The sequence below is a fragment of the Stutzerimonas stutzeri genome (genome assembly GCF_000952685.1).
Classification (GTDB): domain Bacteria; phylum Pseudomonadota; class Gammaproteobacteria; order Pseudomonadales; family Pseudomonadaceae; genus Stutzerimonas; species Stutzerimonas stutzeri_E.
In genome coordinates this window covers 114,796-129,941 of sequence record NZ_JYHV01000034.1, presented here as the reverse complement: position 1 = coordinate 129,941, position 15,146 = coordinate 114,796, and the positions used below count along the sequence as shown (strand labels likewise).

Annotated in this window: 16 protein-coding genes; 10 read left to right on the top strand and 6 right to left on the bottom strand. The window is 61.1% G+C overall.

Annotation, left to right across the window (positions count from 1 at the left end; genetic code table 11):
• Nucleotides 1–10 precede the first annotated feature (10 nt).
• From UF78_RS17695 to UF78_RS17675, 5 genes are all read left to right on the top strand, one after another.
• Entirely contained in the window at nucleotides 11–571 is a 561-nt protein-coding gene (locus UF78_RS17695) for a response regulator transcription factor (protein WP_045163533.1), read from the top strand.
• A 209-nt stretch (nucleotides 572–780) separates the two neighbouring features.
• The gene (locus tag UF78_RS17690) at nucleotides 781–1,722 is read left to right on the top strand and encodes an AEC family transporter (RefSeq protein WP_045163532.1); all 942 of its coding nucleotides are present in this window, start codon (nucleotides 781–783) and stop codon (nucleotides 1,720–1,722) included.
• Between the two features lie 179 nt (nucleotides 1,723–1,901).
• Nucleotides 1,902–2,879: a M23 family metallopeptidase gene (locus UF78_RS17685; protein ID WP_045163531.1), complete on the top strand. Its 978-nt coding sequence runs from the start codon at nucleotides 1,902–1,904 to the stop codon at nucleotides 2,877–2,879.
• Nucleotides 2,872–3,216: a hypothetical protein gene (locus UF78_RS17680; protein WP_230623682.1), complete on the top strand. Its 345-nt coding sequence runs from the start codon at nucleotides 2,872–2,874 to the stop codon at nucleotides 3,214–3,216. Before UF78_RS17685 ends, UF78_RS17680 begins: the two co-directional genes overlap by 8 nt.
• Nucleotides 3,217–3,232: 16 nt before the next feature.
• On the top strand, nucleotides 3,233–3,652 hold the full coding sequence (locus UF78_RS17675; RefSeq protein ID WP_045163529.1) for a bactofilin family protein: 420 nt from the start codon (nucleotides 3,233–3,235) through the stop codon (nucleotides 3,650–3,652).
• A gap of 79 nt (nucleotides 3,653–3,731) precedes the next feature.
• On the opposite strand, the gene UF78_RS17670 is transcribed toward UF78_RS17675, so the two are convergent.
• From UF78_RS17670 to gatC, 6 genes are all read right to left on the bottom strand, one after another.
• A complete protein-coding gene (locus UF78_RS17670) occupies nucleotides 3,732–4,820 on the bottom strand; it encodes a calcium/sodium antiporter (protein ID WP_045163528.1) in 1,089 nt (362 codons plus the stop codon).
• Nucleotides 4,821–4,851: 31 nt separating this feature from the next.
• The gene (locus tag UF78_RS17665; RefSeq protein ID WP_045163527.1) at nucleotides 4,852–5,937 is read right to left on the bottom strand and encodes a calcium/sodium antiporter; all 1,086 of its coding nucleotides are present in this window, start codon (nucleotides 5,935–5,937) and stop codon (nucleotides 4,852–4,854) included.
• Nucleotides 5,938–5,966: 29 nt separating this feature from the next.
• Nucleotides 5,967–6,353: a septal ring lytic transglycosylase RlpA family protein gene (locus tag UF78_RS17660; protein WP_045163526.1), complete on the bottom strand. Its 387-nt coding sequence runs from the start codon at nucleotides 6,351–6,353 to the stop codon at nucleotides 5,967–5,969.
• Between the two features lie 152 nt (nucleotides 6,354–6,505).
• Nucleotides 6,506–7,951 (bottom strand): Asp-tRNA(Asn)/Glu-tRNA(Gln) amidotransferase subunit GatB, encoded by a 1,446-nt coding sequence (gene gatB / locus UF78_RS17655; protein WP_045163525.1) that lies wholly within the window; start codon nucleotides 7,949–7,951, stop codon nucleotides 6,506–6,508.
• A gap of 11 nt (nucleotides 7,952–7,962) precedes the next feature.
• Nucleotides 7,963–9,414, bottom strand: a complete 1,452-nt coding sequence (gene gatA / locus UF78_RS17650) for an Asp-tRNA(Asn)/Glu-tRNA(Gln) amidotransferase subunit GatA (RefSeq protein WP_045163642.1) — start codon at nucleotides 9,412–9,414, stop codon at nucleotides 7,963–7,965.
• A gap of 14 nt (nucleotides 9,415–9,428) precedes the next feature.
• Nucleotides 9,429–9,716 carry an Asp-tRNA(Asn)/Glu-tRNA(Gln) amidotransferase subunit GatC gene (gene gatC, locus UF78_RS17645; protein ID WP_045163524.1) on the bottom strand — a complete coding sequence of 96 codons (288 nt, stop codon included), beginning with the start codon at nucleotides 9,714–9,716 and terminating at the stop codon, nucleotides 9,429–9,431.
• A 314-nt stretch (nucleotides 9,717–10,030) separates the two neighbouring features.
• Here gatC and mreB point away from each other — a divergent pair, with 314 nt between their 5' ends.
• From mreB to rng, 5 genes are all read left to right on the top strand, one after another.
• Complete coding sequence (gene mreB / locus UF78_RS17640; RefSeq protein ID WP_025242938.1) at nucleotides 10,031–11,068, top strand: rod shape-determining protein MreB; 1,038 nt, start codon at nucleotides 10,031–10,033, stop codon at nucleotides 11,066–11,068.
• A gap of 271 nt (nucleotides 11,069–11,339) precedes the next feature.
• Complete coding sequence (mreC, locus tag UF78_RS17635; protein ID WP_045163523.1) at nucleotides 11,340–12,269, top strand: rod shape-determining protein MreC; 930 nt, start codon at nucleotides 11,340–11,342, stop codon at nucleotides 12,267–12,269.
• On the top strand, nucleotides 12,266–12,754 hold the full coding sequence (gene mreD, locus UF78_RS17630) for a rod shape-determining protein MreD (RefSeq protein ID WP_045163522.1): 489 nt from the start codon (nucleotides 12,266–12,268) through the stop codon (nucleotides 12,752–12,754). The genes mreC and mreD overlap by 4 nt, the downstream gene beginning before the upstream one ends.
• Nucleotides 12,755–12,838: 84 nt before the next feature.
• Nucleotides 12,839–13,429 (top strand): Maf family protein, encoded by a 591-nt coding sequence (locus UF78_RS17625; protein ID WP_045163521.1) that lies wholly within the window; start codon nucleotides 12,839–12,841, stop codon nucleotides 13,427–13,429.
• A 248-nt stretch (nucleotides 13,430–13,677) separates the two neighbouring features.
• A complete protein-coding gene (gene rng / locus UF78_RS17620; protein ID WP_045163520.1) occupies nucleotides 13,678–15,135 on the top strand; it encodes a ribonuclease G in 1,458 nt (485 codons plus the stop codon).
• Nucleotides 15,136–15,146: the final 11 nt, after the last annotated feature.

Sequence of the window (15,146 nt, the reverse complement as noted above, 5' to 3'; positions counted from 1 at the left end):
GAATGCGAACATGACCGAAGAGTTGCAGCACGAAGGCGAAGAACAGCCTCATCTGCTGCTGGTGGATGACGACCCGACATTTACCCGGGTCATGGCCCGAGCCATGAGTCGCCGGGGCCTGCTGGTCAGCATCGCCGGATCGGCCGAAGAAGGCCTGGAGCTGGCGAAGCAGGAACTGCCCGATTACGCGGTATTGGACCTGAAAATGGAGGGCGACTCCGGATTGGTCCTGCTGCCCAAGCTGCTCGAACTGGACCCGGAGATGAAGGTACTGATTCTCACCGGTTACTCGAGCATCGCCACGGCCGTCGAGGCTATCAAGCGTGGCGCCTGCAACTACCTGTGCAAGCCCGCCGACGCCGACGATGTGCTGGCGGCGTTGCTTTCCAAGCATGCCGATCTGGATACGCTGGTGCCGGAAAACCCGATGTCGGTGGATCGCTTGCAGTGGGAACACATCCAGCGCGTGCTCGCCGAGCATGACGGCAATATCTCCGCCACGGCGCGCGCACTGGGCATGCATCGGCGGACGTTGCAACGCAAACTGCAGAAGCGGCCGGTAAGGCGGTAAAGCAGCTTGAAGCTTGAAGCGAGTCGTCTGGCGCCGGGTGCATGCACAGCAGCTGAAAGCGGCAAGTAAAGTTGACGGAATTCAAAGCGGACCGAAGACTTTCCAGCTTCCAGCTTCCAGCTTCCAGCTTCCAGCTTCCAGCTTCCAGCTTCCAGCTTCCAGCTCATAAGCGACTACCATAGGCGGCGTCTCTGCCGCCGAGCCCATTCATGCTTTCAGTTGCCATCCAGACCCTGAGCATTACCGCCCCGGTCTTCGTCATGCTGTTCATCGGTGTCGCGCTCAAGCGACTGGGCTGGATCGATGCTGCCTTTATCCAGACGGCTTCGGCGCTGGTATTCAAGGCCACGATGCCAACGCTACTGTTCATATCGATCATCCGCGCCGATCTGAACGCCGCGCTGCAGCCGGCGCTGTTGAGCTACTACGTCATCGCCACCGTGATGACCTTCTTTCTGGCCTGGGCCTGGGCGCTCTGGCGCTGCCCGCTGGTGGACCGCGGCGTTTACATTCAGGGCGCATTTCGCGGCAATAACGGCATCGTCGGCCTGGCGCTGGCTACCAGCCTCTACGGCGACTACGGATTGTCGCTGGGAGGCGTTCTGGCGGGTCTGGTGATATTGGTCTACAACAGCCTCTCGGCGTTGATTCTAGCCATCTACAACCCGGACGGGCGTGCCAGCGCCGGCGCCATTCTGCTCAGCATCCTGCGCAATCCTTTGGTCATCGGAGTGACGCTGGCCGTCCCCTTTGCCTATTGGCGGATCCCGCTACCGGACTGGCTGATGACCTCGGGTCAGTATTTCGCGCAGATGACCCTGCCGCTGGCGCTTATCTGCATCGGCGGCACGCTATCGCTCTCGGTGCTGCGCGAAAGCAGTCGCATTGCGATGAGTTCAAGCCTGATGAAAATGGTCTGGCTGCCAGCGCTGGCGACAGTGGGAGCCTGGCTGTGCGGCTTCCGTGGCGCGGATCTGGGTATTCTGTTTCTCTACTTTGCTTGCCCAACGGCCTCAGCCAGCTTCGTCATGGCACGGGCGGTGAACGCCAATCACCAACTGGCCGCGATCATCATCGTACTCACCACGCTGATGGCGGCGCTGAGCATCAATGCCGGGCTTCTCCTGCTCGGCTGGCTGGGCTGGATCTAACCCGGTCCGTCGGGATTGTGATCGATATCGGCTTTTCGGCCTTTGGACTTAAGAGGCGCTCTGCAATGGTCGCAATCGGTCAATAGGCCTCAGAAAAAAATAACCGCTTCGGTCACATTGCTCTGGATGCCGACGGCCGCCTGCCGAGGGTGGCCGCCTTGTTTTCCGGGGATTGCACGATGTCGTTTTTCACTCCTTCGAACCGTTCGTTGACCCGCGATGCCGATCGTGTCGTCAGCCTGCGCCGTAGGCTCGTCCCAGGGCTGGCTTTGTTGTTGCTGGTCAATCTCGGAACCTTCGCTGGCGGCGTCTGGATCGGGCGGGATATTGGCTCAGTGGGGGAGTCCGCCCGCCTGGGCGAGCCTGGTCTGGACAGCGAAGGTCGTTTTGCCATTGCACGCGTAGGTAAGGTGGTCGGTCGGTTGAAATCGCTGCAGTCCGATGTGCTCGCGCTGCAGGAAATGATGGGTGAGCAGCGGATCCTCAGCGAACAGCTTTCAGCCCTCGATCCAACACTTCTTCCACTTTTGGTGCCGGAGCAGCCGACCGACAGCTCAGGGCAGGGCGGCATCCTGCTGCCGCCACAAGGCTGTCCGGATGAGCTGTCACTGGCCGACAGCGTATCGCTGGATGATCTGCAGCGCACCGAGACCTCCGCGCTCTGTTTGCGGGTGGTACTCGACGGAATGATGGCGCGCGTGGCCGAGCGCAATGCCGCGCTCATGGCGATTCCATCTCGCCGTCCTGTCGGTGCGGCGCGGCTGGGGTCGGCCTATGGCAATCGAATCGACCCGTTCAAAAAGCAGGTCGCCTTTCACTCGGGAGTGGATTTCGCGTTGCACGCCGGTTCCGATGTGCTCGCCGCGGCCGGAGGGCGGGTTCGTTTCGCCGGTACCCGCGGCGGATACGGCAAGGTGGTGGAAATCGACCACGGCAACCAGCTCGTGACTCGCTACGCGCATTTGTCTCGACGGTACGTGCGGGCCGGAGATCTGGTAACCCCTGAGCAGCGGATTGGCGCGGTCGGTTCCACCGGTCGCTCCACTGGTCCGCACCTTCATTTCGAGGTGTTGCACAAGGGACGCTTCGTCGATCCGCAGCGCTTCCTCGCCCTTGGCGATCTTGAACGGGCCGACGATGCTCAGGCCGATGATTAGAAGGTCCAATACGCGCGAATTGGTGCGTGCCGAACACCGTTTGCTGGCCGCACGTCCCATCCGCCCATGGCTTTTGCTCTGCGTTGCGAAGCTGTGTCTGATCGCCGCCTTGCTGTACCTGCGGGACCATGAACACGCCGCGTACGAGCAACGGCTTGCCACCCTCGGCGCTGAAAATCTGATGCTTCAGGACGCACTCGAACAGGGCCGCTTACAGCGGCAGGAAGCCGAGGCGACGCAGGAGCAGTTGCTCGGGCGCATCGCCCGGTTGTCCGCGCAGATCGAGCGACTACAGACGGATCTGGCGTTCTTCCGGCAGCAGAAGAAAGCCCGTTGATACTTTGGAGTAGATGATGTTCAACAAAAAGAAGGCGGTGCGGGTCAGCATCGACCAGTTTTCAAGCCTGATTTCCAGCAATGTCTCGCTGATCGGCGATATGGAGTTCGAGGAAGGGCTGAAAGTCAGTGGCACCGTAAAGGGCAACGTGTGCCACAAGCCAGGTACCCATAGCCTCCTGGCACTGAGCACCGATGGGCGGATCGAGGGTAACGTCAGCAGTTACGATGCGCTGATCGACGGCACCGTCGTTGGCGACATGGTGGTCGAGCATCTGCTTGAGCTGCATTCCAACGCGCGAGTGCGGGGCAATATCCGCTACCGCCAATTGAGCATGGAGAACGGTGCCGTGGTCGATGGCACGCTGAATCGTATGGGTGACGAAGAGACCGCACAGGTGGTCGAACTGCCACGGCTGCAGGTCCGCGAGGGCTGATCAGCGAGCAACGCGCGGCGGGCTTTGCGGCCCGTCTCGGCGCGTTTGCCGATCAAGCTCTCTAGAAAGCACTACGGGTTCAACGTTGCTTCCGCCAGGCCCGGCTGGCGATCACCAGCAAGGTCACGGTGGTCAGCGGTACGGCATAGCCGATCATCGCATCGCCAAACGTCTCGGCAAAGGGACGCCCGGTGCTGACCATCACCAGGTAGAGCGTATAGGCGATGTAATAGGCCAGAAACAGCAGGCCTTCCCAACGGTTGATGCTATAGCCGGAGAAAAAGATCGGTAGGCAGGCCAGGGCCACCGCAATCATCACTGGGAAATCGAAGGCCAATGCATTGGCGGCCACCCCGATCGCTTCCGGCGACACCAGCGAGGCCAGCCCGAGGACGCAGAGCAAATTGAATATGTTGCTGCCGACGATGTTGCCGACGGCGATATCACGTTCGCCGCGGATAGCGGCGAGTATCGAGGTGGCGAGTTCTGGAAGCGAAGTGCCGACGGCAATGACGGTCAGGCCGATCACCAATTCCGACAGACCCAGCGCTCGGGCCAGCGATACCGCACCTTCCACCAGAAAATGGGAACCGCCCACCAAGAGCACCAAGCCGGCTATCACCAGGCCCGCGTTGATCAGGCTGGCGTAGGGCTTGGGTTGGGCATCGAGGCCAAATTCTCTGGCGAACTCATCGTCGGCGGTTGCAGCTGCACTGGCGCGGCGGCTGCTGATGATCAGGAAAAACGTGTAGCTGACAACCAAGGCAAATAGCAGCGCGCCATCGAGCCGGCTTAACGTACCGTCCCAGGCCAGGGCGTAGGTGAGCAAGCTGGCGCCGATCATGATCGGTACATCGAGGCGAATCAACTGACGGGAAACGATCAGCGGCGCGACCAGCGAGGTCATGCCGAGAATCAGCAGAACGTTGGCGATATTGCTCCCGAGCACGTTGCCGATAGCGATATCGCCGCTGCCGTTTATCGATGCCTGCACGCTCACCGCCGTCTCCGGCGCACTGGTACCAAAGGCCACGACGGTGAGGCCGATAATCAACGGCGGGATGCCGAACTGGGCTGCCAGTTTGGCCGCGCCGCGCACCAGAACCTCGGCGCCGGCGACAAGAAGCACCAGACCGGCTATCAAATAGACGAACGTCATCAGGGACACAAAAGGGCGCTCCAGGAGTGAAAGGCATCGCTCAGCGCTGGTATTTCCAGGCGCGCAGAAAGATCACCAAAAGCGTGATGGCGGTCAAGGGCAATACGTACCAAGTCATTGCATGACGTAGCAGATTAATCGCCGGTAGGCCGGTGGAAAACAGCACCAAGTAGAGCGTGTAGGCCAGGTAGTAGCCGAAGAACATCGTGCCTTCCCAGCGATTGATTCGATAGCCAGAGAAGAAGATTGGCAGGCAGGCGGCAAATACCGCGAGCATGACCGGCAGATCGAAGGCCAGAGCATTGGGCGAAATGGACAGGCCGTTGGTCGACACCAATGCCCCGGCACCGAGCACCAGCAACAGGTTGAAGATGCAGCTGCCAACGACATTGCCAACAGCGATATCGCGCTCGCCGCGGTACACGGCCAGCAATGAAGTCGCCAATTCGGGCAGCGAGGTGCCGACGGCAATCACGGTGAGGCCGATGACCAGCTCCGACAGGCCGAGCGCTCGCGCCAAGGCCACCGCGCCTTCGATCAGCAGGTTGGACCCGGCAACGAGCAGGCCCAGCCCAAGCAGGATCAACAACAGCTGCAATACCCAGCCGAATGGCTTGGCCTGCTCCTCGGCGCCATACTCCACGGCGAACTCGTCCCGCTGCGCACGTTGCGTCTCGCGTTTGCTGGCAATGACCAGAAACAACGTATAGGCCAGGAGAAGCGCCAGCAGAATGCATCCGTCCAGACGGCTTACGGTGCCATTCGAAGCGAGGCCGAAGGTCAGCACTCCGGCAGCGATCATTACCGGCACGTCGAGGCGCACCAGCTGACGCGACACCAGTAACGGAGCCACCAGTGCGGATAGCCCGAGAATCAGCAGAATGTTGGCGATGTTGCTGCCGATTACATTGCCGACGGCAATGTCACCGCTCCCGTTCAACGAGGCCTGGATGCTGACCGCCGTTTCCGGTGCGCTGGTGCCGAACGCGACGACGGTCAAGCCAATGATCAGCGGCGAAATACCAAAGCGCGCGGCCAGCTTCACGGCTCCGCGTACCAATGCTTCGGCGCCTAGCACCAGCAATACCAGTCCGCCGATCAGATAGGCGAATGTCAACAAACTCATCGAAACTCCGGATGTGGGACGTGCGTGTTCTATCGGTTCACTTTTTCGATTTTTACCCTGGCGATGCCATCTTCGAGCAGGTCGATCCTGGCAGCAGCGACCCTCGATAGATCGATTATTCGTCCTGGTTCGAACGGGCCGCGATCGACGATTCGCACCGTAACCTGTCTTCCGTTGTCCAGGTTGGTTACCTTCACCTGCGTACCGAATGGCAGCGTCTTGTGCGCAGCGACCAGTTCGTTCTGGTTGAAGGTTTCGCCGCTGGCAGTCTCCTCGCCATGAAAGCTGCGCGCGTAGTAGGAAGCCATGCCTTGCTGGGTAAAACTGTTTCTGGCTTTGGAGTAGGCCTCCTGGGTGTCGCCACAACCACCAAACAGCGCCAAGGGCAGTGCAATGAGCAGCAGTCTGGTTCGCATGCGTCAATCCTTCCCGGGCGGGACTGATCAGTTCTATGGCCTGGAAAGCTTTTGAACGTCAACCCAGACAGCCGTTCAACCTGTCGCCGCTCGTCGAGCGGCGCGGTGCGCGGCGGGGCAAGCGGGGCGGGCCTGACGACCCGCCCCGTCAATCAGCCTTCCAGCTTGCTTTTGAGCAGCTGGTTGACCTGGCCGGGGTTGGCCTTGCCCTTGGACGCCTTCATCGCCTGGCCGACGAAAAAGCCGAACATCTTGCCGCGCTTGGCTTCATCGCTGGCGCGGTATTGCTCGACCTGCTCGGCGTTGGCGGCGAGCACCTCGTCGAGCATCTTCTCGATGGCACCGGAGTCGGTGACCTGCTTGAGGCCCTTCTTCTCGATGATCTCATCGGCTGAGCCTTCGCCGGTCGCCATGGCTTCGAAGACCATCTTGGCGATCTTGCCGCTGATGGTGTTGTCCTTGATGCGCAGGATCATGCCGCCCAGTTGCTCGGCCGATACCGGCGACTGGTCGATCTCAAGGCCTTCCTTGTTGAGCAGGCTGGAGAGTTCGCCCATGACCCAGTTGGCGGCCAACTTGGCGTCGCCGCAAGCCTGCTGTACCGCCTCGAAATAGTCAGCCATTTCGCGGCTGGCAGCCAGGACGTCGGCGTCATAGGCCGACAGGCCGAATTCGCGCTGGAAACGCTCGCGCTTCTCTACGGGTAGTTCCGGCAGGCTGGCGCGCACCTCGTCGAGGAAGCTCTGTTCGATTACCACCGGCAGCAGGTCCGGGCAGGGGAAGTAGCGGTAGTCGTTGGCTTCTTCCTTGCTGCGCATCGAGCGCGTCTCGTCCTTGTTCGGGTCGTACAGGCGGGTTTCCTGCACCACCTTGCCGCCGTCCTCGATCAGCTCGATCTGGCGCTGTACCTCGTGGTTGATCGCCTTTTCGATGAAACGGAAGGAGTTGACGTTCTTGATCTCGGCGCGGGTGCCGAACTCGGCCTGGCCTTTGGGGCGTACCGAAACGTTGCAGTCGCAACGCAGCGAGCCTTCAGCCATGTTGCCGTCACAAATCCCCAGGTAGCGCACCAACGCATGGATGGCCTTGACGTAGGCCACCGCTTCCTTGGCGCTGCGAATGTCCGGCTCTGAGACGATTTCCAGCAACGGTGTGCCGGCGCGGTTGAGGTCGATTCCGCTCATGCCGTGGAAGTCTTCATGCAAACTCTTGCCGGCGTCTTCTTCCAGATGCGCGCGGGTGATGCCGATGCGCTTCTGCGAGCCATCTTCCAGGGCGATGTCGAGGAATCCCTTGCCGACAATGGGGTGATCCATCTGGCTGGTCTGGTAACCCTTGGGTAGGTCCGGGTAGAAATAATTCTTGCGGGCGAAGACGTTCTTCCCGGCGATCTCGGCATCGATCGCCAGACCGAACTTGCAGGCCATGCGCACGGCTTCGGCGTTGAGCACCGGCAGCGTGCCAGGCATGCCCAGGTCAACCAGGCTGGCCTGGGTGTTGGGTTCGGCACCAAAAGTGGTGGCACTGCCGGAGAAAATCTTCGACTGGGTTGCGAGCTGTGCGTGGATTTCCAGCCCGATGACGGTTTCCCATTGCATCTTCTATCTCCTCAGAATCCGCTCGGTGCTTGTTTGTGCCAATCAGTGACCTGCTGGTACTGGTGCGCCACGTTGAGCAGACGCGCCTCCTGGAAATAAGGCGCCAGTAGCTGCACACCGACCGGCAGGCCATCGATGAACCCCGCCGGCATCGAGAGCCCAGGGATGCCGGCCAGGTTGGCGGTGATGGTGTAGATGTCCTCCAGATAGGCCGAGACCGGGTCAGCGTTCTTCTCGCCGAGCTTCCAGGCCAGGTTGGGCGTGGTCGGGCCGAGAATTACGTCCACTTCGTCGAACGCACTGACGAAGTCGTTCTTGATCAGCCGGCGGATCTTCTGCGCTTTGAGGTAGTAGGCGTCGTAGTAGCCCGCGGACAGCGCATAGGTACCGACCATGATCCGCCGCTTGACCTCGTCACCGAAGCCTTCGGCGCGCGAACGCTTATAGAGATCGGTCAGGTCGGTCGGATCTTCGCAGCGATAGCCGAAACGCACGCCATCGAAGCGCGATAGGTTGGAGCTGGCTTCGGCTGGCGCGATCACATAATAGGAAGGGATGGCGTGCTGCATGTTCGGCAGGCTGATTTCTTTCACCGTTGCGCCGAGCTTCTCCAGCGCATCGACCGCAGCCATCACCGCATCGGCGATCTTCGCGTCCAGGCCGGCGCCGAAGTATTCCTTTGGCAGGCCGATGCGCAGGCCGGTCAGCGGCTTGTCGAGGGCGGCGAGGTAATCATCCAGCGGTTGATCGACGCTGGTGGAGTCCTTCGGATCGAAGCCGGCCATGGTGCCGAGCATCAGTGCACAATCTTCGGCTGTGCGGGCCAGCGGGCCGCCCTGATCGAGGCTCGAGGCATAGGCGATCATGCCCCAGCGTGAAACGCGTCCGTAGGTCGGTTTGAGACCGGTGAGGTTGGTCAGTGCCGCGGGTTGGCGGATCGAGCCGCCGGTGTCGCTGCCGGTTGCGGCGGGCAACAGGCGCGCCGCCACTGCCGCGGCCGATCCGCCGGAAGAACCACCGGGCACTCGGGTCAGGTCCCAGGGATTCTTCACCGCGCCGTAGAAACTCGACTCGTTGGCCGAGCCCATGGCGAACTCGTCCATGTTCAGTTTGCCCAGCGAGACGGAGCCGGCTGCAGCGAGTCGCTCGACGACCGTGGCATCGTAGGGCGATTTGAAACTGTCGAGGATCTTCGAACCACAGCTGGTGCGTACGCCCTCGGTGCAGAACAGATCCTTGTGACCGATCGGTGCGCCCAGCAGCGAGCCGCTTTCACCATTGGCGCGGCGTGCATCGGCTGCTCGGGCCTGAGCCAGGGCCTGCTCTTCGGTCACGGTGATGAAGCTGTTCAGTTGCGGGTCGAGCGTCTGGATGCGCGTGAGCAGCGCACGGGTCAGCTCTTCGGCCGAGAAGCGCTTGTCGGCCAAAGCGCGAGCGATTTCGGCGAGGGTCAATTGATGCATGTCGGCGTCCTTCATTACTCGATCACCCGCGGAACCAGATACAGGCCGTCTTCCACGGCCGGGGCAATGGCCTGGTAGGCGTCGCGCTGATTGCGTTCGGTGACGGCGTCGGCGCGCAGGCGCTGATGCGTTTCCAGCGGATGAGCGAGCGGCTCGATGCCGGTGGTGTCGACCGCTTGCATGCGATCGACCAGGCCCAGGATGTTGTTCAGGGTCTCGGTGGTGCGGGGCAGGTCGGCTTCATTCAGGCCTAGACGGGCCAGATGAGCGATCTTTTCCACCTCGGAGCGTTCAAGCGCCATCGGGATTCTCCAGCGGGAAGCGAATCGGGTACGCCTTCCGTCGGCAAAGGCCGACGCAAGAGCAGCAGGGTGCGAGCCGCAGCAGTGGGCATTCGAGCCCGGAAAAGCCGTCAATCTTACATGTCTGCGGCGCTTGCCGGTAGCGCGGCTGCGGCTTGCCGCTCATCCGGCGGGTTTTTGCGGTTGGTTATATTTTGGGCAGTGGCTCACGTATGGCCAGACGCGCGTCTACGAGCGCCTTGCCCTAAGTTCGCACCATTGTTAGAGTTTGCGGCACTTTTTTCCCCACGCGTTTGCCCCAGGGCCCTTTCCCCATGTTCAAAAAACTGCGTGGCATGTTTTCCAGCGATTTGTCGATCGACCTGGGCACTGCCAATACCCTCATTTATGTGCGCGACCGTGGCATCGTCCTGAACGAGCCGTCAGTGGTTGCCATTCGCTCCCACGGCAACCAGAAAAGTGTTGTCGCGGTGGGCACCGACGCCAAACGCATGCTCGGCCGGACCCCTGGCAACATCAACGCCATCCGCCCGATGAAAGACGGCGTGATCGCCGATTTCAGCGTGTGCGAAAAGATGCTGCAGTACTTCATCAACAAGGTTCATGAAAACAGTTTCCTGCAGCCCAGCCCGCGTGTTCTGATCTGCGTGCCCTGCAAATCGACTCAGGTCGAGCGCCGCGCGATTCGGGAATCGGCACTCGGTGCTGGCGCACGTGAGGTGTTCCTGATTGAAGAGCCGATGGCCGCGGCCATCGGCGCTGGACTGCCGGTCGACGAAGCGCGCGGTTCAATGGTTGTCGATATCGGTGGCGGTACCACCGAGATCGCGCTGATTTCCCTCAACGGCGTGGTCTATGCCGAGTCCGTGCGTGTAGGCGGCGACCGCTTCGATGAATCCATCGTCACCTATGTACGCCGCAACTATGGCAGCCTGATCGGTGAATCCACCGCCGAACGGATCAAGCAGGAAATCGGCACCGCGTTCCCGAGCAGTGATGTGCGTGAAGTCGACGTTCGTGGCCGTAACCTAGCCGAAGGTGTGCCGCGCAGCTTCACGCTCAACTCCAACGAGGTCCTCGAAGCGCTGCAGGAGTCGCTGGCGACTATCGTCCAGGCGGTCAAGAGCGCGCTGGAGCAATCCCCCCCCGAACTGGCTTCGGATATCGCCGAGCGCGGCTTGGTACTGACCGGTGGCGGCGCATTGTTGCGTGATCTCGACAAGCTGTTGGCGCAGGAAACCGGCCTGCCAGTCATCGTGGCCGAAGAGCCGCTGACCTGTGTGGCACGTGGTGGCGGTCGAGCGCTGGAAATGATGGACCGTCATGCCATGGATCTGTTGTCCACGGAGTGAGTGACAAGCGCTAGCAGGCCGTTTAAAAACTAGCTGCGTTGGCAAATACTTCGTTGAAAACAGCCTCAGAATGCTCATTTAGAAACCTAAACTGCGCTTCTTCGGCTGTTTCCGCCTCGTCTTGCCTGCCTCGCCTACGTTTTTCAACGGCCTGATAAGCTCCAAGCGCAAGCCGATAGCAGGGGCCGCTCTGCTCTCGGCTTGTCGCGTTTAGTTTGAAGCCTGCAGCTGCGAGGACCCGCCCATCAAACCACTGTTCGCCAAAGGACCCTTGCTTGGAGTTCGCCTGCTGGTGCTCTCCGTGCTCTGTGTCGCGTTGATGGTAGTGGATGCTCGCTTCGAGACCCTGAAGCCCTTGCGCAGCCAGATGGGACTTGTGCTGACCCCGTTCTACTGGCTGGCTGACCTGCCGGTGCGGACCTGGCAGCGGGCCACCGAGCAGATCAGCAGCAGCACCAGCCTGGTGGCCGAGAACGAGAAGCTCAAGGCGGAGGCGCTGTTGATGCAGCGGCGCCTGCAGAAGCTGGCGATGCTCACCGAGCAGAATGTGCGCCTACGCGAGCTGCTCAATTCCGCCGCCCTGGTCGACGACAAGGTGATCGTCAGCGAGCTGATCGGACTGGATCCCAACCCCTTCACTCATCGCATCTTGATCGACAAGGGCGAGCGCGACGGCGTGTTTCTCGGTCAGCCGGTACTCGACGCCAGCGGATTGATGGGGCAGGTCGTCGAGGTCATGCCCTACGCTGCCCGGGTGCTGCTGCTGACGGACGTGACCCATAGCATCCCGGTACAGGTCAATCGCAACGGTCTGCGCGCGATCGCGGTAGGCACCGGCAGCCCCGACTATCTCGAGCTGCGCCATGTCGCCGAGACAGCCGACATCAAAGAGGGCGATTTGCTGGTGAGCTCTGGGCTCGGACAGCGCTTTCCTAGCGGTTATCCGGTTGCGCAGGTCACCGAGGTGGTGCGCGGTTCCGGGCAGCCTTTCCTGATCGTCCGCGCCATCCCCACCGCCATGCTCAATCGTAGCCGCTACCTGTTGCTGGTCTTCAGTGATGCGCGGACGCCGGAAGAGCGCGCCACTGCGGCCGCGAAGGCTCAGGAATCGGCCGACCGCGAGGCGGCGCAGGCGACAACTGACCCCGCAGATACAGCTGCTCCAGACGCGGCACCACCGAGTAACGAGGAGCGGCCATGATCCATGGGCGGCTGAATAACGGTTGGGTCATCTGGTTATCGATGGTGCTGGCCCTGCTGCTCAGTGTCGCTCCCATGCCCGCCAGTCTTGGTTTGGCGCGCCCGCTCTGGCTCGGCATGTTCATCGCTTATTGGGCGATCACTTTGCCTCATCGCGGCGGCATGGCGGCGGCATTCTTCTTCGGGCTGATGCTTGATGTGCTGTCTGGCACCTTGCTCGGGCAGAACGGCCTGCCGCTGATTCTGATCACCTTTCTCGTATTGAGTCTGCAGCAGCGTCTGCGGATGTTTCCGCTGCTGCAGCAGAGTCTGGTGTTGCTGGTAATTCTTGGGCTCGGCCAGCTGGTGCAGTTGTGGCTCAACACGCTGACCGGCAATCGCCCACCGACGCTGTTGTTCCTCGTCCCCGTGCCGGTCAGTGCATTGCTATGGCCGTGGGTGTTCGTCGCCCTGCAGTGGGCGCGGCGGCGTTTCAACGTCTACTAAGCCGTTGCCGATTGCTGCTGGGTTGCTTCCGGGGCTCGCCTGGATATGCGAATCTGCTCCGCTCGTTGCACCCAAGGAGCTGGCATGTCCGAATTGTTTCTCGCCTCTGCGTCCCCGCGACGTCGTGAACTGCTGACGCAAATCGGCGTTCCGTTTTCCCTGATTTCGGTGTCCGTCGACGAAACGCCGGCAGCGACGGAATCACCTGACATCTACGTTCAGCGCTTGGCTCGCGAGAAAGCCCTGGCCGGTCTGTCACTGGTCGACCGTGACTCGGCGTGCGTGCTGGGCGCTGATACCACGGTGGTGCTGGATCAGCGCATCCTTGGCAAACCGGCTGGCAAGGCGGATGCGCTGGCGATGCTGCAGGCATTGTCCGATCGCCAGCATGAGGTGATGACTGCCGTCGCGTTGGCCAGCGCGTCGGGCTGCGTAACGCGTCTGGTCACCAGCCGGGTGCGCTTTCGGCCGATCGGGGTCGACGAAGCCGAGGCCTACTGGGCCAGCGGCGAACCGCAGGACAAGGCCGGCAGCTACGCCATTCAGGGCTGGGGGGCGGTCTTCGTCAGCGAGCTGGAGGGTAGTTATTCGGCTGTGGTCGGCCTGCCGCTATGTGAGACGGCCCAGCTGCTCGACGCCTATGGGCTCCGGTACTGGTGTAAAAGCTTGGTATAGAGCCTGGGGCTTGGCGGCGTATGCCGTTAGAATCGAGCCAACTTGTCAGCTTCGGCTGCTATCAGGCCATTTGAGAAACGTAGGCGAGGCAGGAAAGACGAAGCAGAACAGCCGAAGGAGCGCTGTTCAGGTGCTCTAAATGGGCATTTGATTGGGCTGGTGATCCGGACTGTTTTGACGACGCACTGCCAACGCAGATAGTTTTTCAGCAGCCTGGCATACCCCACCGCCATCAGCCGAGAACAATAATGAGCGAAGAAATCCTGATGAACATCACCCCCATGGAGTCCCGGGTGGCGGTGGTGGAAAACGGCGTCCTGCAGGAGGTGCACGTCGAGCGTACCCAACGCCGCGGCATCGTCGGCAATATCTACAAGGGCAAGGTAGTGCGGGTGCTTCCCGGTATGCAGGCGGCCTTCGTCGACATCGGCCTGGAGCGCGCGGCTTTCATCCATGCTTCGGAGATCTCCAGCCGTGAAGGTAACGCCGTCGAACCCATCAGTGCGCTGGTTCATGACGGGCAGGCGTTGGTCGTGCAGGTTACCAAGGACCCGATCGGCACCAAGGGCGCCCGACTGACCACGCAGCTCTCGATACCTTCGCGTTATCTGGTGTACATGCCCAAGACCTGCCATGTCGGCATCTCCCTGCGCATCGAAGACGAGGCTGAGCGCGATCGTCTCAAACAGGTGGTCGCCGAATGCATCGAGGCTGAAGGCATCAAGGAAACCGGCGGCTTCATCCTGCGCACCGCCGCCGAAGGCGCCGGCAGCGATGAAATACTCATGGATATCCGCTATCTGCGTCGCCTGTGGGAACAGATCGACGGTCAGATGACGACCGCCGGCGCGCCCTCACTGATCTATGAAGATCTGTCGCTGGCCATGCGCACCCTGCGTGATCTGGTCAATCCGCGTATCGAGAAGATCCGCATCGACTCACGTGAAAATTTTCAGAAGGTCAGCCAGTTCGTCGGTGAGCTGATGCCCGAGCTGAGTGAGCACCTCGAACATTACCCTGGCGAGCGGCCGATCTTCGATCTCTACAGTGTCGAGGACGAAATCCAGAAAGCCCTCGAGCGCAAGGTCATGCTCAAGTCAGGCGGCTATCTGATCATCGATCCGGCCGAAGCGATGACCACCATCGATGTGAACACGGGGGCCTTCGTTGGCCACCGCACCCTTGAAGAAACCATTTTCAAGACCAATCTCGAGTCGGCTACCGCCATCGCCCGTCAGCTGCGGCTGCGCAATATCGGCGGCATCATCATCATCGATTTCATCGACATGGAGGACGAAGAGCACCGGCGGCAGGTCCTGCGCACCCTGGAAAAGCAGCTGGAGCGGGATCACGCCAAGACCAACATCATCGGCATCACCGAGCTGGGACTGGTGCAGATGACCCGCAAGCGCACGCGCGAGAGCCTCGAGCAAGTACTGTGCGAGCCCTGTCTGTGCTGCCAGGGACGCGGCAAGCTGAAAACCCCGGAAACCGTCTGCTACGAGATCTTTCGCGAAATTCTTCGCGAGGCTCGCGCCTATCAGCCCGAAGGCTATCGCGTGCTGGCGAACCAGAAAGTCATCGACCGGTTGCTCGACGAAGAGTCCGGCAGTGTCGCCGATCTCGAGAGTTTCATTGGGCGCTCGATCAAGTTCCAGGTGGAGACCATGTATTCCCAGGAACAGTACGACGTGGTGCTGCTCTGACTAGATGCAAA